The organism is Microcoleus sp. PH2017_24_DOB_U_A (genome assembly GCF_020738205.1).
Taxonomy (GTDB): Bacteria; Cyanobacteriota; Cyanobacteriia; order Cyanobacteriales; family Microcoleaceae; genus Microcoleus.
The window spans coordinates 16658-34345 of record NZ_JAEQCT010000063.1; the positions used below are offsets into that span (position 1 = coordinate 16658).

18 protein-coding genes are annotated in these 17688 nt (G+C 46.1%); 8 read left to right on the top strand and 10 right to left on the bottom strand.

The window, feature by feature from the left end; all coding sequences use genetic code 11:
* Positions 1–22: 22 nt before the first annotated feature.
* From JGK07_RS18590 to ftsH2, 3 genes are all read right to left on the bottom strand, one after another.
* Complete coding sequence (locus JGK07_RS18590; protein ID WP_293243060.1) at positions 23–1312, bottom strand: aminopeptidase P N-terminal domain-containing protein; 1290 nt, start codon at positions 1310–1312, stop codon at positions 23–25.
* 214 nt (positions 1313–1526) lie between these two features.
* Positions 1527–1928: a hypothetical protein gene (locus tag JGK07_RS18595; RefSeq protein WP_293177511.1), complete on the bottom strand. Its 402-nt coding sequence runs from the start codon at positions 1926–1928 to the stop codon at positions 1527–1529.
* A gap of 190 nt (positions 1929–2118) precedes the next feature.
* Complete coding sequence (gene ftsH2, locus JGK07_RS18600; protein WP_293177509.1) at positions 2119–4005, bottom strand: ATP-dependent zinc metalloprotease FtsH2; 1887 nt, start codon at positions 4003–4005, stop codon at positions 2119–2121.
* A 321-nt stretch (positions 4006–4326) separates the two neighbouring features.
* On the opposite strand from ftsH2, the gene JGK07_RS18605 reads away from it, so the two are divergent.
* Both JGK07_RS18605 and JGK07_RS18610 read left to right on the top strand, forming a co-directional pair.
* On the top strand, positions 4327–5409 hold the full coding sequence (locus tag JGK07_RS18605; protein ID WP_293155295.1) for a ParM/StbA family protein: 1083 nt from the start codon (positions 4327–4329) through the stop codon (positions 5407–5409).
* A 20-nt stretch (positions 5410–5429) separates the two neighbouring features.
* On the top strand, positions 5430–5945 hold the full coding sequence (locus tag JGK07_RS18610) for a hypothetical protein (RefSeq protein WP_293177507.1): 516 nt from the start codon (positions 5430–5432) through the stop codon (positions 5943–5945).
* Between the two features lie 443 nt (positions 5946–6388).
* Here JGK07_RS18610 and JGK07_RS18615 read toward each other — a convergent pair whose 3' ends face one another.
* Complete coding sequence (locus JGK07_RS18615) at positions 6389–6547, bottom strand: hypothetical protein (protein ID WP_293225129.1); 159 nt, start codon at positions 6545–6547, stop codon at positions 6389–6391.
* A 25-nt stretch (positions 6548–6572) separates the two neighbouring features.
* Entirely contained in the window at positions 6573–7496 is a 924-nt protein-coding gene (locus JGK07_RS18620; RefSeq protein WP_293225131.1) for a hypothetical protein, read from the bottom strand.
* 7 nt (positions 7497–7503) lie between these two features.
* Here JGK07_RS18620 and JGK07_RS18625 point away from each other — a divergent pair, with 7 nt between their 5' ends.
* The gene (locus JGK07_RS18625; protein ID WP_293177499.1) at positions 7504–7629 is read left to right on the top strand and encodes a hypothetical protein; all 126 of its coding nucleotides are present in this window, start codon (positions 7504–7506) and stop codon (positions 7627–7629) included.
* Between the two features lie 43 nt (positions 7630–7672).
* Here the strand turns inward: JGK07_RS18625 and mgtE are convergent, their stop codons facing one another.
* Both mgtE and JGK07_RS18635 read right to left on the bottom strand, forming a co-directional pair.
* On the bottom strand, positions 7673–9070 hold the full coding sequence (gene mgtE / locus JGK07_RS18630; RefSeq protein ID WP_293155286.1) for a magnesium transporter: 1398 nt from the start codon (positions 9068–9070) through the stop codon (positions 7673–7675).
* 555 nt (positions 9071–9625) lie between these two features.
* Positions 9626–11362, bottom strand: coding sequence for an ABC transporter permease subunit (locus JGK07_RS18635; RefSeq protein WP_293191836.1), 1737 nt, complete (start codon positions 11360–11362; stop codon positions 9626–9628).
* Positions 11363–11402: 40 nt separating this feature from the next.
* Here JGK07_RS18635 and JGK07_RS18640 point away from each other — a divergent pair, with 40 nt between their 5' ends.
* Positions 11403–11531, top strand: coding sequence for a hypothetical protein (locus JGK07_RS18640; RefSeq protein WP_293191838.1), 129 nt, complete (start codon positions 11403–11405; stop codon positions 11529–11531).
* 128 nt (positions 11532–11659) lie between these two features.
* On the opposite strand, the gene JGK07_RS18645 is transcribed toward JGK07_RS18640, so the two are convergent.
* On the bottom strand, positions 11660–13009 hold the full coding sequence (locus JGK07_RS18645) for a nitrate/sulfonate/bicarbonate ABC transporter ATP-binding protein (RefSeq protein WP_293208410.1): 1350 nt from the start codon (positions 13007–13009) through the stop codon (positions 11660–11662).
* Positions 13010–13631: 622 nt separating this feature from the next.
* A complete protein-coding gene (crcB, locus tag JGK07_RS18650) occupies positions 13632–14030 on the bottom strand; it encodes a fluoride efflux transporter CrcB (RefSeq protein ID WP_293177489.1) in 399 nt (132 codons plus the stop codon).
* 93 nt (positions 14031–14123) lie between these two features.
* On the opposite strand from crcB, the gene JGK07_RS18655 reads away from it, so the two are divergent.
* A complete protein-coding gene (locus tag JGK07_RS18655; protein ID WP_293177487.1) occupies positions 14124–14753 on the top strand; it encodes a macro domain-containing protein in 630 nt (209 codons plus the stop codon).
* A 275-nt stretch (positions 14754–15028) separates the two neighbouring features.
* On the opposite strand, the gene JGK07_RS18660 is transcribed toward JGK07_RS18655, so the two are convergent.
* Positions 15029–15259: a hypothetical protein gene (locus JGK07_RS18660; RefSeq protein ID WP_293197728.1), complete on the bottom strand. Its 231-nt coding sequence runs from the start codon at positions 15257–15259 to the stop codon at positions 15029–15031.
* A 99-nt stretch (positions 15260–15358) separates the two neighbouring features.
* Between JGK07_RS18660 and JGK07_RS18665 the strand changes: the two genes are divergently transcribed.
* From JGK07_RS18665 to JGK07_RS18675, 3 genes are all read left to right on the top strand, one after another.
* The gene (locus JGK07_RS18665) at positions 15359–15655 is read left to right on the top strand and encodes a hypothetical protein (RefSeq protein ID WP_293197730.1); all 297 of its coding nucleotides are present in this window, start codon (positions 15359–15361) and stop codon (positions 15653–15655) included.
* A 362-nt stretch (positions 15656–16017) separates the two neighbouring features.
* The gene (locus tag JGK07_RS18670) at positions 16018–16608 is read left to right on the top strand and encodes a M48 family metalloprotease (protein WP_293290988.1); all 591 of its coding nucleotides are present in this window, start codon (positions 16018–16020) and stop codon (positions 16606–16608) included.
* A 291-nt stretch (positions 16609–16899) separates the two neighbouring features.
* Positions 16900–17523, top strand: a complete 624-nt coding sequence (locus JGK07_RS18675) for a hypothetical protein (RefSeq protein WP_293177483.1) — start codon at positions 16900–16902, stop codon at positions 17521–17523.
* The last annotated feature ends 165 nt before the right edge of the window (positions 17524–17688 follow it).

The following is a 17688-nucleotide window of genomic DNA, read 5'->3' on the forward strand; positions in this document are numbered from 1 at the left end:
AACTGTTGAAACATAGCGGCTTTCATTTCGGAACTCCGGCGGTCAAAACTTCATGACTGCCAACTGTCACCAAAACATCATCTTCAATTCTCACACCTATACCGCGCCATTTTTCAGGAACCTCCGGCTGTCCTTCAACGGGTTTAATATAAGGAGAAATATAAATCCCCGGTTCCACCGTCAGAACTTGTCCTGCTTGCAAAAGTTGCGGATTTTCGCCGTACTGATAAACACCGACATCGTGCACGTCCAATCCCAGCCAGTGACCAGTGCGGTGCATATAAAATGGCTTGTATTTCTCCTCTTTAATTATCTCTTCAATGTCGCCCACCAAAAGTTTTAAATCCATTAAACCTTCCACCAAAACGCGCACTGCGGTTTCGTGAATTTTGCTGTAAGGATTTCCCGGATATACTTGACTAATTGCCTGGGTTTGTGCTTGCAAAACTAAGTCGTAAATTATCTGTTGTTCGGCGGTGAATTTGCCGCTGACGGGAAAGGTGCGAGTAATGTCGGCATTGTAGTAGCCGCAAGCACAACCGGCATCTATTAGCAGCAAATCATTTTCCTGCATTTGGCGGTTGTTTTCGATGTAGTGGAGGACGCAGGAATTGTAACCGGATGCAACAATTGAAGGGTAGGCGGGGGTGCCGCCGTTCATGCCGAAAATATGTTCTATTTCTGCTTGAATTTCGTATTCGTATCTGCCTGGTTTGGCAAATTCTCGGGCGCGGTTGTGGGCGGTAACTGAGATATTAGCTGCTTTTCGCATTAATGCTAATTCTGTTTGGCTTTTTACCAGCCGCATCGGGTGTAATATGATGTTGGAATCTTCGATCGCAGTGGGGCCTGTACCGCGTTTGGGGTAAGTTCGCATCAAGCTTTGCCAGTGGTTGAGGACTGTTTGGTCGAAATTGCGATCGCGCCCGAAGTGATAATATATGCGATCGGCTTTTTCTAAATATTTCGGTAGTTTTTCGGCAAGTTCGGCGATCGGAAACGCTTCATCGGCGCCGTACAAGGCTTTGGCGCCTTCAATTCCAGCGCGATAACCGTGCCAAGTTTCTTTTTCCAAGTCTTTTGGCTGCACAAACAAAACAAATTTGTGTTCTTCGTGGTGTGGTGCGAGCACTGCTACCGCCGCAGCTTCGTTGAAACCAGTTAAATAGAAAAAATCGCTATCTTGTCGGTAGGCGTATTCAACATCGTTGTGCATGACGGCTGCGGGCGCGCTGCGAAATATTGCTGTCCCGCTGCCAATTTTTGCCATTAACTGTTCGCGTCTTTGCCGGTATTCGATGGGGTTGGTCATCCGATTTTAGATTTTAGATTTTAGATTTTAGATTGCAGCCTACACAAGTATAGGGTGCGCGGTTAACTAGCCGTAGGGTGCGTCAGGGGGGAGAATTTTTGAGTAGGTACAAAACATATTCAGCCCCCTGACGCACCCTACAATAATTACTATTCATTACTCTAATCTTCTTCCTTCCAGGTAGAGGTCGCTATCCCCGGTCAACTGTCAACTGTCAACTGTCAACTGTCAACTGACAAGTATAGTCAACCATCCGAGACAAAGATGAGTTGCGATCGACTAAAGTCCACCTCGGATCGAAATTTGACCAATTTTCGCCATCTTGGCTAACTCTGACAGTTCTAAACTCTCGCTGCTTGCAGTTAACTTCCATCTGCACCCGCATTTTCTCGTTACTAAACTGCTGAGTTCCTAAAAGAGTTCTGACAGGATAAGAGGGTGCACCGGGAAAATTGGATTTACTTAATTTTACGCTGCTGGGGTCAATGCAAATATCTACAAAACATCTTAATTTTTCGGCGCGGGCGCTCAAAGTATTGAGGGGAATAAAAATTAAAGTAGCTAGAAACAAGCTTAACAAGTTATTGATTTTATGGGTGACAAATTTATTGTTCATCTGGGTTAATTTACGTTAATCTACTGTTGCTATTTTACAAACAAACTCGGCGGTTGAAACCGCTCCTACACAAACAAAACCCGCCTGCGCGGGTTGAATTTCTTCAGTCCGCGGAGGCGGACTTTGTTTGTGCGATCGTAAACTCAGCGAATTCTATTCGCCCTGAATATTTTCCGTGAAGATTAGCTTTTTAAAGCTGAGGAACGTATTGTTCTTTTTCAGGAACAAAAGTGTATTCAGAGACGATTAGGCGCAACTCTTCGCCGTCGATGGTTTCTTTTTCGATTAACAAATCGACTAAACGATCGACTACGGTACGATTGTCGCGAATAATTTGGCGCGCTTCGTCATAACAGCGATCGACAATCGATCGAACTTGTCCATCAATGCGAGAGGCAATTTCTTCGGAATATTCCGATCGCGCCGTGTAGTCGCGGCCGAGGAAAATTTCGCTTTGTTGAGCTTCTAGGGCGATCGGGCCCAAGGTAGACATCCCGTAGCGAGTAACCATTTGGCGGGCCATACCGCTGACTTGCTGCAAGTCGTTGCCGGCACCGGTGGTAACTTCAGCGTCGCCGAAAACTACTTCTTCGGCTGCGCGGCCGCCCAATGCACCGCTAATCCGGGCTAGGATTTGGGATCTCGAAATCAAACCTTGGTCTTCGCTGGGCATAAACCAAGTTAAGCCGCGGGCTTGTCCGCGAGGGACTAAGGTAACTTTTTGCACGGGATCGTGGGCTTGAATGACTGTACCGACGATCGCGTGGCCGATTTCGTGGTAAGCAATCAAGCGTTTGCTCTTGCTGTCTACCAGCGGTGTACCTTCCATACCTGCGACGACGCGATCGACTGCATCGTCAATTTCCAGCATCGTAATCGCATCTTTGCGCCGTCTTGCTGTCAAAATGGCAGCTTCGTTGAGCAAGTTAGCCAAATCAGCACCGGTAAAACCGGGAGTGCGGCGGGCGATCGCATCCAAAGAAATCTCCTCAGACAGCTTCTTGTTGCGCGCGTGAACTTCAAGAATTTCCAACCTGCCCTTGATATCCGGTGTATCAACGCTAACTTGGCGGTCAAAACGTCCCGGACGTAGCAACGCCGAGTCGAGCACGTCAGGGCGGTTCGTAGCAGCAATGATGATGATGCCAGTATTGCCCTCAAAACCGTCCATTTCGGTCAGCAACTGGTTCAGGGTTTGTTCCCGTTCATCGTTACCGCCACCGATACCGGCGCCGCGCTGGCGGCCCACTGCATCGATTTCATCGATAAAAATTATACAAGGAGCATTTTCTTTAGCTTTCTTGAACAAGTCGCGGACGCGGGATGCGCCAACACCGACAAACATTTCGACAAATTCTGAACCGGAGATGCTGAAGAAAGGGACGGCGGCTTCACCTGCGATCGCTTTTGCCAGCATGGTTTTGCCGGTTCCGGGAGGGCCTACTAGCAGCACGCCTTTCGGAATCTTGGCGCCGACTGCGGTGAAGCGTTCGGGTTTTTTGAGGAAAGTCACGACTTCGGCAAGTTCTTCTTTGGCTTCTTCTACGCCTGCTACGTCGTCGAACAGTACGCCTGTTTTAGCTTCCATTTGAAAGCGTGCTTTGGATTTGCCAAAATTCATGGCTTGGCCTGGGCCCCCCGGCACGTTGCCGCCGCGGCGGAACAGGAAGAACAGCCCTCCTACTAATAAGAGAGGAAATACTAGATTGCCTAACACTCCCCAGATGGCGCCGTCGTTGCGGAGGGGGTGAGTGTCGAAGCTAATTTTGGAATCTCTGAGTCTAGAAACGAGTTCAGGAGCATTTGACGGCAAGTCTACCCGCCACCGCTGCTCGTGATTGTCCAGTTCGGGATCGACGGCTAGGATGATCGCAGTGCGGCCTCCGTCGTATAAATCAACACTGGTCACTCGATCGGCGTTTAAGTAATCTAAGAATCTACCGTAGCTCAGGCGGGTGCTGGCGGTGTTCTTGCTCATTTCTGCCGGGGACGCGGCGAAGGCTCCCTGCCACAGGAAAAAGCCGATGACTAGGGCGGGTAAAGTCCAAAGTAGTATAGTTTGCCAAGAAATTTTCATAAATGCGGGTGCCTTGAATTGGGGATAGATCGGGTAAGCTGGCGGTCTCGGATTAGTGTGACAAAAGTTTACACTCAGAATCTTTACTAAATTTAACTTAACAATGCACGATCGGGCAAGATGCCGGCGATCGTCGCGATCGAGAAAAAGTTAGCTTAGTTACGGTAAGGGCGATCGTCCCGAATATAATGTTTGGTGCTGATTTCAATACCGATCTAGGTAGAGTTAGAAGAATCGCCTCAAAACCCACTGTCTTTAAGCGCGGCAGTGTCCAGGGATAAGGCATGATAATGGTGAGGCTCAGTGAGGTAACACATTTCAATGACAACTAGACAGCTTGTTCCTAATTCGGCTATGCTGACGCAGCAGACTAAGATCGCTTCTCACAAATCGATTATTAGTGCTGATTTGGGTCGTACAGCAACTAAAGCTTGCGTGAGTCGCAACCCAAATGGTGTTGTTTTCATCCCTGCCAACGTGGCTACTATGCCCGTGGAAAAGGTGCGGGGCGGCAGCTTTGAGTCAAAAGCAACAGACCCTCTGTTGGATATGTGGCTGGAGCACCAGGGCAAGGGGTACGCCATCGGCCAACTGGCCGCTGACTTTGGCGCTAATCTCGGTGGGGCTGACCAGTCGAAAGTAGTAGATGCTTTGGTTAAGGTTTTTTCCTGTGCTGGATATTTCCAGATGAAGGGCGAAATGGCAGTAGTGCTGGGTTTGCCTTTTTATTCGCAGGATCAGTTTGAGAAAGAAAAGGAAGAGATTATCAGCCAACTGCGCTCTCCCCACGTTGTGGTATACCGCGGCGAGCGTTTGGAAATTGATATTCGCCACGTTTGGGTGATGCCGGAAGGATTCGGCAGCCTGATTTGGTGCGAAGCTCAAGACAACAAGGAGTTTACGCCGGAGTTGCCGGAACTGTCGGTGGCTGTGGTCGATATCGGACACCAAACTACCGATTTGTTAATGGTCGATCGTTTCCGGTTCGCCCGAGCGGCTTCTAAGAGCGATTCCTTCGCCATGAACAAATTCTACGAACAAGTTGCCTCAAAAATTCCGGGGGCAGACCCTCAATCCCTGTCTTTATTGGAAGGGGTGAACAAACCCGAAGGGCAGCGTTTCTACCGTCCTAGAGGAGCGACTAAGCCGACTAATTTAGATCCGATTATTAAGGATTTGCGGGAGGCTTTCGCTAACGAACTGTCCGAACGTTTGGTACAGTGGTTGCCGGAACGGGTGACGGACGTAGTTCTGACTGGCGGTGGCGGCGAATTTTTCTGGGAGGTACTCCAACCTTTGCTGAAAGACGCCAATCTTAAGGCTCACTTGGCTCAGCCTTCTCGGAAAGCTAATGCTTTGGGACAGTTTATTTATGCTGAGGCTCAGCTAGCCACGATAAAGTAACGCATTAAGGCTTGAACCCTATGGCACTGTGGGCAAAAAATAAGGCGAATTTCTCGGTGGCGTTTACGGAAGATGCTGCCGATCAAACTTTGCTGGCGGCTATTGAAAAAGAGTTGGCTTTTACGAAGTATCAGACTTTCAGCAATCTCTGCAAGCAAGCTTTGTGGCAGTTTTTGTCTGTATCTGAGTCTGCTAGCTCTACAGATAGCTCTGAGCGGTTGGAACAGCGTATTGCTGAACTTGCGGTCAGATTTGCTGAGTTTGAGCGCAATGTTTCTGCTGAGGAATTAAGCCGTTTGGAAGGACTGGAACATCACCTGAGTCAATTGGGCGCGCAGTTGGATCAGTTGCAGGGGAGTGTTGACAGTAAGTTTGCTCAAGTTTCTTTTGCCCAAGTTTCAAAAGTAGTAGAGCCTGATCCGATCGAGTCTGAGTCTGTAGCGAATGATACAGTTTCTGATGCTGAGGTTCCTCCTCGTCGGGAGTCCGATCCTTTATTGGAGCGTTTAAGTTCTTTGTTACCGCAAGATTTCTAGAATGAGGTAGAGCAAGGCTAAAAAGCCTTGAGATGTGATGTTAGTGGCCCGCTGTTGGCAGCAGGTACTGAATAAATAAACAAAGCGATCGCTCTTTTGAAAAAAAGGGCGATAGCTTTGTTATTAGTTATTGGTTATTAGTTATTAGTTATTAGTTATTGGTTATTAGTTATTGGTTATTTGTTATTTGCTGTTGGTTATTGGTTATTTGCTGTTGGTTGTTGGTTGTTGGTTGTTGGTTGTTGGTTGTTGGTTATTGGTTATTGGTTATTTGCTGTTGGTTATTGGTTATTGGTTATTTGTTATTTGTTATTTGTTATTTGCTGTTGGTTATTTGTTATTTGTTATTGTTATTTGTTATTAGTGCGAGCGTCCCCGCTCGCGTATTGTACAATACGCGAGCGGGGACGCTCGCACTATACATAAATGCAAAACTGAGATGCTCACATTCCCAATTCCCAATTCCCAATTCCCAATTCCCAATTCCCAATTCCCAATGCCCAATTCCCAATTCCCAATGCCCAATTCCCAATTCCCAATTCCCAATTCCCAATTCCCAATGCCCAATTCCCAATGCCCAATTCCCAATTCCCAATTCCCAATTCCCAATTCCCAATTACCTCGATATTATTGGATCAATCCTAATTTTTGCAAGCGCGAACGAATGGCAACAGGTTGTCGCTGAAATTTCTGAGCTAATTCACTAACTTCTTGGCAGTTTGCATATTCTTTCTGTAAATTCTCATCTTCCTCGCGACTCCACTTTACGTAAGCCCTGGGATATTTCTGGCGAATTTTCTCATTCTGGGTTTTAGATCGATCGGCATTTTTGGACTCAGCATTCACACCAGAACCTAACGGTTGGTTAATTTCCCCGTCGCGACTAGCTACAGCCTCCTCCACGCGGCTGGGAATCACAGCAATTTCTTGAGCAAGCTGAGCCAAAGCATTATCTACTTGTTGCTGAAGTTCTGTTAGCTGTCGCTGCTGCAAATTTCCCCATTGCGGCAGTTCGTTGATAAACTCCTGCAAGTCCAGAATGATTGTTGTCAAAGTTTCGACTTGTTGCAACTCAGGCCGTTGTTTGAATTGGCGGCTGGTGATTTCGATCTCGCTTTGAATCATTTTAATAGTTTTTTCTAAAATTATGATCCGCTGGCGCAGGTTCTCAATTGCTGAAATTATAGAGTGGGAATTTTCTGCCTGGCCAACATTGAGATTTTCGCGAGATGTTTGGGCAAGAGCTGTATCTAAAGAACTTACAGCAAGTTGTAATTGCTCGATCGCCCGATCGCTCGTAGTGGCTTGTTGGTTTACGCGATCGAACACTGCCGCGGTACTTGTTTTAACTTGCCCGCGAAACTTCTGGCGGTTCACAAAATTAAAAAAGAGCGAAATTACTACAGGAACTTCGACATAAATGCTCTGCTGCAAAACCAAACTAGCAGCCAATCCTACAGCCGAGGCAGCAAGAAAGATTAATTCAGCAGTTTCTAACAAATTGCTCGATTTGGGATTTTGAATTTTGGTTGATGAATTAGGTGATGACATAGATTAATTGGGAATTGGGAATTGGGAATTGGGAATTGGGAATTGGGAATTGGGAATTGGGAATTGGGAATTGGGAATTGGGAATTGGGCATTGGGCATTGGGAATTGGGAGGCTGTACATCACGGAATTTAAAATTACTATGGGTTTTTAATTTATGCGAATCTAATTAAATATATTATAATTGCAAAATTAGTCGAGCTAAAGTGAAATAAATTAAGACTCCGAGGACATCAACTGCGGTGGTAATAAAAGGAGCAGACATTAAAGCGGGGTCTAAACCCAAAGAACGAAAGAGAAACGGCAGAGCTGAACCGGCAATAGAAGCTAAAATTGCGATCGCCAGCAAACTCACCCCCACCGCGATTGCCACGGCTAAATTCCCTTGCAGAGTGTAAGCCCACCCCGTCGCTACCGTCCCCAATATAGCGCCTAGGAGCGCTCCCGCCATCCCCTCACGCACAATTACTTGAAAGGGGCCCATGGCTGTAATTTCATCAGTATTCAAACCGCGAATTACCACAGTTGAGGACTGGGCTCCGACATTGCCTCCAGTGCCAGTCAGCAGCGGAATAAAGGCTGCTAGGGCGACTACTTGGTGCAAAATATCTTCTTGAGCTCTAATAATTGCTCCGGTGACAGTGTTGGTCAACAGCAGAACAAACAGCCATACGACCCTTTTGCGGGCGACGGTGATTAAATCGGTCTGAAAATAATTGTCGCCGCCGGACTGGACGCCACCCAAGGTATAAATATCTTTGGCAGCTTCTTGTTCTAAAATGTCGATCGCGTCGTCAACTGTAATGATCCCCACCAGACGCTGTTCGCGGTCTACAACGGGCACAGCTAAAAAATCGTAACGCTGGATCAACCTAGCTACTTCTTCTCGATCCGTTCCCGTTTGCACAGAAACTACCTCGCGGGTCATAATTTCGCCGACAGTTTTGTCGAGGGGAGAAGTGACTAAATCCCGCAAGGATAAAATGCCACTCAACCTTCGCGCCGCATCAGTGACGTAAAGAGAATAAATGGTTTCGGTAGTTTTAGCTAAAGAGCGAATTCTGTCTAAAGCTTGAGCAACGGTAAAGCTTTCTTTGAGAGAAATGTATTCTGGGGTCATAATCCGACCGGCGCTACTGGCTTCGTAACCCAAGAGTTGGGCCGTAGCTTCGCGTTCCGTTGGGCTCAATTCACCTAAGAGGCGGCGGACTAAGATGGCCGGCAGTTCGTCAAATAGTTTAGCTCGATCGTCCGGGGACATTTTGTCTACAATATCGATGACTTCTTGGCGTTTGAATTTTTCGCACAGAGACTGCTGAACGCTGGAGTCGAGATATTCGTAAACTGCGATCGCTTCGTCTTTAGAAAGCAACCGGAAAGCTATTACTTGCATGGTTTCCGGCAGGCCTTCGATAGCTTCAGCGATGTCTGCTTCCTGCACCGGCTGCAAAATCGCTTTTGCTCCTTGAAAGTCTCCTTGTTCCAACAAAGCCTTTAACTGCGATCGAACTAATTCCCGCAGTTCTTTTCGCGCGTAGGTGGGTAGAGAAGACGATTGATAATTGTTTTCTGTCACTGATGACCCTCCTCATGCAATTTTAGATTTTAGATTTTAGATTTTAGATTTGGGATTTGGGATTAAAGAATTGCGAATGACTTACTGAGTCAGCAGATTTGAACTTGACCTACAGTTGCATTTTTGTGGTAACTGGTATCAACCTGTGCTGCACGCCTTCCTGAATCCAGTTTATAGCCTATTGACACCACTGGTTGCAGTTATTATGATTTACACGGGCAGCGCGAGCAACCGAATTTTTTGGCAGATGCGGCAGCACCAAAACCAAGCTGTATTGTCGAAACCGAATTTCTTGGTATGATGTTTTCGAGCTAGTGCAACAGAGTGTGAGTTCGGGAGAGTGCGATCGATTACCGATTATTAATTACCAATTACCAATTACCAATTACCAATTACCAATTACCTCATCGCCTTTGAGAATGGGTATACTGTCAACCCTTCGGCTTCGCTCACGGCAAGCTGTCAACTGCCAACTGTCAACTATCAACTGCCAACTGCCAACTATCAACTGTCAACTGTCAACTGCCAACTGTCAACTATCAACTGTCAACCGACTTAAACCAATAACTGGTATTTTTCTTGTGCCAAACGGTAAAGTGGGCGCCACACCAAACGGTTAGTCAATACAACCAACAGCGACATCACAGAAGTAGCCGCTAACAGTAAAGGAAAATTACCCGATGCCGTTGCTTCAGAAATGGTCTCGCCCAAACCGCTCGTTCTAATTATTTCACCTTTAAACTGCACGTATTCGCTGACAATACTCGCATTCCAAGCTCCGCCAACCGCCGTAATAATTCCTGTGATTAAATAAGGGAATATTCCCGGCAAAATTAAAGTTTTCCAGCGTTGAATTAGGGAAAGTTTGTAAACTTGCGCGGCTTCAAATAACTCCGAAGGTATGGCTTGAGCGCCCGCAATCACATTAAACAGCAAATACCACATTGTACCCAACATCATCAGCGCTACAGAACCAATTTGCAACCCGCCTCCAGCGTGAATTAGAGCTAGTAGCAATACGGGAAATAAAGCCGTTGCTGGTACAGAAGCGGCTATTTGCACTAAAGGCTGCAAAATCTGAGCTAAACGCGGATTTCGACCGATCGCCACTCCGACAGGTACAGTCCACAACAGCGATAAAAATAGCGCGCAAATGACTCGCAAAGCCGTAAAAAATGCACCTCCCACGACTTTTTGCCAATCAGATACACTCAGGAACCTCAGCAGCAGTAAGGCTTCCCAGGTTCCCCAAAGGACGATCGCAGCAAACCCGCTGACAAACAGCCAATTGATCCAATTGCCGAGGCGGCTTTGTGCGCGAGGACTGGTTGGTAAATGAGCAGGTGCAAAACCTCTTGCCGCATAGCGATCGAAACTGTCACCTACGGGCGATATGCGCGACTTCAACACCCGCAGCGTCGCCGATCGCCTTAAAAAATCCAACACCTTGGACTGCGGTACATTGGTCGCTTCTACGGCTTGATATTTAAACTTTTCCACCCAAGCAATCAAAGGCTGCCAGATGAAAAAATCTATGGCTACAATCACACCAATTAATACTGCTAAACCCCAGCCGATCGCCCCAAAATTGCCTTCATTAGCTGCCTTGCCCAAATAGGAACCGAGTCCGGGCAGATGAAAGTTTTTAGCACCCAAGGTAAAAGATTCGATCGCAATCAAAAAGAACCAGCCACCAGCCACTGACATGACGCTGTTCCACACCAGCCCGATCGCACCAGCGGGCAATTCTAACGTCCAAAATTGTTGCCAAGCATTCAGCCGATAAACTTGAGCAGCTTCCTTGAGTTCTTGCGGAATGCCGGATAGGGACTGATAGAAACTAAAGGTCATATTCCAAGTCATTCCAGTGAATATTAAGATAATCGATGCGAGTTCTACGCCGATTCTTTGACCGGGAAATAATGTAACTAGCGCTAAAACTACTCCGGGCAAAAAGGATAAAACTGGAATCGACTGTAAAATATCTAATAAGGGAATTAAAATTTTTGCTGCGAGAGGAAAGCGGTAAGCTGAATAAGCATAAACTAAGGTAAATAGCAAGGATAAAAAATAGGCTGCTGTCATGCGTAAAAGAGTCTGGGCTGTATACCCTGGCAATACATTGAGGGTGGTCTCAATTTTAAAGTTTGGGTTGTAGTCACTGTTGAATTGAGAAGCTGTTTGGACTATTACTAGAATTAGAGAGAAGATTGCTAGAATTAGCAAGCCGTCTTGCCAAGTCCAAGTCGATCTTTCTAATGTTTTATTGGCGGGTGTTAGGGGTCTTGTCATAATAATTAGTTATTGGTAATTGGTAATTGGTAATTGGTAATTGGTAATTGGTAATTGGGCATTGGTAATTGGGAATTGGGAATTGGGAATTGGGGATTGGGGATTGGGAATTGGGAATTGGGAATTGGGGATTGGGCATTGGGAATTGGTCAGTTACTATTGTTATTAGTTATTAATTATTAGTTGTTAGTTGTTGATTCTAATGACTAATAACCAGTAACCAGTAACCAGTAACCAGTAGTCAGTAACCAGTAACCAGTAACCAGTAACCAGTAACCAATGACTACTGACTACTGACTACTCATTTTTAGGTTCTTCGGATTCTAGAAATATTTCACCCCCTGGTTCGTCGTAGCTGTACAACTCTGCATAACGACCCCAGTCAATCGCAGTTTTTAATTGTCGCATTGCTTCTTGGGGGCTAAAGTGGGCTTCGAGAATGTCCAAAATCAACTCTTCAGAAATGCGGTGATTTCGCTTAGACTGAAGCATTCGAGAAATTTGCTGTACTGCACGAATGTTGCTGAGAATTTGGGTACGAACAATTTGTTTGCGCTGGTCAATTCCGCCGGCAATGAATTGAATTCCAACTGGTGTTAACAGGAGGTCGCCTTCTTGAATTACTAGGAATTCCATTAATTTGGCGGCTTCGACGATCGGCAAAATGTCGTCTACCTCTAACATTAATTCTTGACCGAGGCGGTAGAGGTCTTTTTCCTTGCGATCTTCCAGGAGTTCTAACAAACCTGCGATCGCACCTGTGCGTACTTGCGGCAGAGATTGGTATTTAGTGCTGGGGGCGGGTTGAGTCTGAGATACAGCAGTAGCGGTACTTTGAGTTGGTGCAGCCACTGTTTCGCAGCTTAACTCTGGATTCGTCAGAATTTTGTACACTTGGTCTACGAGGGCTTGGAATTCTGGAGTTTTGCGATCGCGGTAGTGCGGCAAAGTCACGGTTAGTTCGGCGCGAATTCGCCCGGGATTGCGGCCGAGGACTACAATGCGATCGGCTAAAATGACCGCTTCCTCAATCCCGTGAGTTACGATTAATACAGCTTGAGTCGGAATCTTTTTTTCTAGCCACAAATCTAATAACTCAAACCGCAAGTTTTCTGCGGTCAACACATCTAAGGCTGAAAACGGTTCATCCATGCACAGCAATTCCGGTTCTACCGCCAAAGCCCTAGCAAATCCCACTCGCTGCCGCATTCCGCCGGACAGTTCTTTCGGATAAGCATTTTCAAATCCGTCTAAACCGATAATATCAATCATTCGCAAGGCTTTTTGGCGGCGCGGTTCTGGCAAGTCTCCTTTAGCTTTTAATCCTAATTCTACATTTTCTAGTACCGTCAGCCAGGGATAAAGGGCAAAGTTTTGAAAGACAATCGCTATCCCAGGATTTAAGCCGACTAAGGGACGATTGTGATAGAGAACTTCACCATCGCTGGGGGGGATTAGTCCAGCAATCATCCGCATTAATGTAGATTTGCCAGATCCGGAAGAGCCTAGTAAAGCTACTATTTCGCCCGATCGCAGTTCTAAATTTATTGGCTCTAAAATAGATATTTGTTGACCGTTGGGCTGCTGGTAAGCCTTGCTGACACCTTTTAAGGTAATGAGGCACTCTGTTGCTATTTTAACTACCACAACTAAACTCCCTCGCTTGTTATTTAACTTTAGTTATTAGTCATTAGTTATTAGTCATTGGTCATTGGTCATTGGTCATTGGTCATTGGTCATTAGCCATTAGCCATTAGCCATTAGCCATTGGTCATTGGTCATTGGTCATTGGTCACAAACTTTTACAAACTGAAAACTGATATTTGTCCGCAGACACGAGTTTGCCTCCGTTGGTCTTAACATTGATTCTTGGGTTTCCATACGTATACCTCATAAACTCATTTTTAGCAATACCTGCTGACGGGAATGCTTCATTCAGTTGACAGTTGACAGTTGACAGTTGACAGTTGACAGCACTTGACAAAGGAAGGAAGAGGATTGGAGTAATGAATCCTCTTCTTTTAATTTATCGCGATCGGGCTTGGGGCTTTAAACCAATGCTTTCTGGTAAAATCTGCAAGATATCAATTAAAGCGGAATTGAGGAGCGATCGCCAAAACCTGGTCGAGCTGAAAAAAATTAATTTTTAGATTAATTTTAAAATTAATTGCTACAAGTGCTGATTTCATATAAATTATTTTTCATTAGACGAGCCGCAAGCCGGACACGGCATTGCAGTTTCCCTACAGATGCTCGATTAGTATTTTATCTATTTGCCAATTCGTGCTAAAATGCTGCCTAACTGAACGGCAATTACTCCTAGTATGGCACTGCCAGCCCAGTAAAAAGTGGCAAAGCTGTAAAAGCGATCGCGCAACAAGACATTTGTCTCTAAACCGTAAGTCGAAAAAGTAGTATAAGCCCCCAAAAATCCCGTTGCTATCATTAACCGCACCTCGGACGGAACCGTCGGCACCCGTTCAAAAATCAGGGTGATAAAAAATCCCATAGCCAAGCAACCGGTGATGTTGATAAAAAAAGTTCCGTAGGGAAAAGCCGTTCCGAAACGGTTGGCAAACCACAAGGTGATATAATACCGGCTCAATGCGCCGACAATGGCACCGAAACTAATTGCGATCGGGTGGCGGAGATTCGGGTCTTGCAGCATCAAAGGATTTTAGATTTTAGATTCAGCGGACTCATCTAAACTATTGTATGATTAAAAGGGCGATCGCCATTTAAAAAATTATAGAGAGTATGTATGCAAATTGTGCTGGCTGCCGTAGACGATAACTTAGTTAGAGCGTGGGAAAGCACTTGTGGCAATATCGAGAATGTCAAGATACATCGCGGTTCAATCTTTGATGTGAAATGCGATGCGATTGTGAGTCCGGCGAATAGTTTTGGCTTCATGGACGGCGGCTTAAATTTAGAGATTGCTGAATATTTTGGAAGTCACGTTCCAGAACGCCTGCAAAAACTAATTCAGACTCGCCATCACGGCGAACTATTAGTAGGATTAGCCGAAGTTGTCGATACCGATCATGACGAAATTCCCTATTTAATTGCTGCCCCAACCATGCGGGTTCCGACAATTTTAACAGAGACAGTCAATGTTTATCTAGCAACCAGGGCTATTTTAACTCTCGTAAAATTTGGCACGGTTCCAGACGGAACGCCGGTCAAACATATCATTGAAACGATCGCGATTCCCGGCATGGGTACGGGCACAGGTAAAGTGCCACCCGATATCTGCGCGCATCAGATGCAAGTCGCGATCGCAGATATCCTCCTATCTCAATACCAATTTCCTAAATCTTGGCTGGACGCTCAAAAATCTCACCACTTGTTATATGCTGGCGATGCCGGACAGTTGCCGCTGGAAACTTGAAAGGCCCAAATCTCAAATTTCTACAGTGTTTAGCAACCGGGTTTCTTGGTAGTCTGTATTTTGAGGTGGAGCGATTTATCAGAAATTAAAGGGGTGCATCAGGTTTTTGAAGAGGGCGATCGCATGACCGCATATAAGTTATTAGTTATAATCTCATATTTACTGCGGTCATGCGATCGCCCCTACACACATATTTGCAAAACCCAGATGCACTCAACTAAAAACTAAAGTACGCTAAACCGTACCTGCAAGTTGGCGGTATCCTACACGCGAGCTCAACTTGGGTAGATAGAATGTAAGAGAACAGAGTCAAAAAAACCCGAATAATCAAAAATTATCTGTGATGTCACCAAATACTGCGATCGCAACCCGGTTGTTGGTAGGCGGCGGCGAAATTCCATGCAAACAACTATTGAAGGTCGATCGAGATTATTGCTTAATTTACCAGAAAGAATTGGTTTAAAGCCGGAACCCCGATCGGGAGAAATTAAAATCAGACTATTCATTACTCCAATCCTCTTGCTTCTAGGTAGAGGTCGCTCTAATCTGTCAACTGTCAACTGTCAACTGTCAACTGAATGAGTGCTTTCAGGGAGAGTCCCGAAATGAATCAAATTAAAACTGCTGCTTTGTTAGGCTTGTTAAGTGCGCTGTTAATTACCGTTAGCTATTGGGTAATCGGCGGTTCGGGCGGTGCAATTATCGGCATTGGTTTGGCCGCAGCCATGAACTTAGGTTCGTGGTTTTACTCGGATAAAATCGCTTTGGCGGCTTACGGGGCTGTGCCGGTAACTGCTAGCCAAGCGCCGGGACTTTATACAATGGTGGAAAGGCTGGCCCAGCGCGCTAATTTACCGATGCCGGGAGTTTACCAGAAAATTGGGTCTAAAGCCCCGTCCTAAAAGGACGGATTTAATTATCTAAATTTCTTGTTCAAGATGGTATAATAGAGTAATACTACAGGTAGAATAACCGCCGATACACATGAGACACTAAGCTCAAACGACAGGTCGGGAAATAATAATGGTTAGTGGGTGGCGAACACCACGAAAAACATAGCTAGGGTAACTAACGTAACCCAGACCAGAAAACTAAAATCTTGAATATTAAACGTACCGTGGGACACACGGGAACAAGAGAGGAAACTCTCTATCGCTTGGGGAGATAAGCCCTCTGGGATTGTTCTTTCTTAGGCTCAAAACACAGGTTCTATCGAACGGGTTTTTGGTTTAAGTATTGCCGAAAGGATGGACAATTTTAAGGTATGTCTGTGAACCAAGAAGCTAACGCTTTTGCTACCGGGCGCTATCCCGAACACGCGGCGGTTGCGGTGACAGAAGGGATTATGAGTATGCTTTCAGAGGACGAACTCGAAGGAGTTATTGCCCACGAACTTACTCACATTGACAACCGCGATACGCTGACGCAAGCGGTGGCGGCTACGGTGGCGGGGGCGATTTCGTGGTTGGCGCAAATGGCGAGTTACAGTATGTGGTTTGGGGGTAGGGACGATCGCAACAGCCCGAATCCTGTAGGGTTGCTGCTGACAATTATCCTCGCACCGGTGGCTGCTTCGGTGATTCAGCTAGCCATTTCGCGCACGCGGGAGTTTTCGGCGGATGCGGGGGCTGCCCGGTTAACGGGCAATCCAAGGGCTTTGGCGAGGGCTTTGCAGCGGCTGGAAAGTGGGGCGCGGCAAATGCCCTTAGATGGTAATCCAGCTTTTGCGCCGCTGTTGATTGTGAATTCGTCTGCTGGTGATTGGTTTAGAAGTTTGTTTTCGACTCATCCAACTACCGAATCGCGGATTGAAAATTTGATGAAGCTGGAACAAGAATTGACTGGTTCTTATTGATAAGTGTTAGAATGAATTGTGGCGCTACAAATCGAAAGTTTTAACAGCCAGCATGAGTTCTGGTGCTATGGTTCAACAGTTGACAGTTGACAGTTGACAGTTGACAGTTTAAAAGCGACCTCTACCTAGAAGTCCGAGGAATCGAGTAATGAATAGTCTGATTTTAATTTCTCCCTCAAAGGCTTGGGGCTTTCAACCAATTCTTTCTGGTACAAAGTCTTAAGGGCCAGAATTAATTCTGGCAGTACATAACAAAGTCTGTGTTTGCGGATTACCAAAGGAGATATCGCAATGACTGATCCAAATTTGAATGAAGTAACTGAAGTAACTGAAGTAACAATTGTAGAGGCTACTCCCGAAACGACGGCGATCGTCACAAAGGAGATGCCGGATGCTACGCCCGAAGCGATCGCAGAAACAGCCGCTTTGTTTGAAGCAATTAAAAAACGCGCCGCCGCCGAAGTCCAAGCAGCGGGCGATCTCACCCGCGAAGCTTATTTGAAAGCCCTCCAGAAGGCTTCAGGCGCGATCGAACAAAATAAGTCGATCGCCAAAGAGAGAATGACTGAGGCTGTCAGCCTACTCAAAAAGGAATCCGAGAAAAATTGGCTGGTGGTGGATGCGATTAAAACGCGAGCTCAAGCCCAGGTGCAAGATGCCGGCGAAGTCAGTCGCGAAGCTTATTTGAAAGCGGTTCGACAAGCGCGGGAAGCGGTGGAACAAAATAAATTAGTCGAACGCGATCGCATCGATCAAGCTGTTGAGCACATTCACAAGGAAACTGAAAAGAATTGGCACGTGGTTGTGGGAGAAATTGAGTCGATTGGCGCTCGATTGAAAGAGACTGCTAAGTCTGCCTGGAACTCGCTAACGGCGTTTTTTGACAAGTCAGATCGCGGCGATTCGGAGAAGTAATCGGAATTGATATAATCAGTTCTTCATATCAAATCCGTTTGCATCGGAATGATATAAACGGAATGATATAGCGGATCTAGCTCTCATATTCGCGGACGTTGTTGGGAAGAGAGCCCTCTTGGTTTCAGTGGTTATATAACCTGTCAGTCATACCTCACCTTTTTG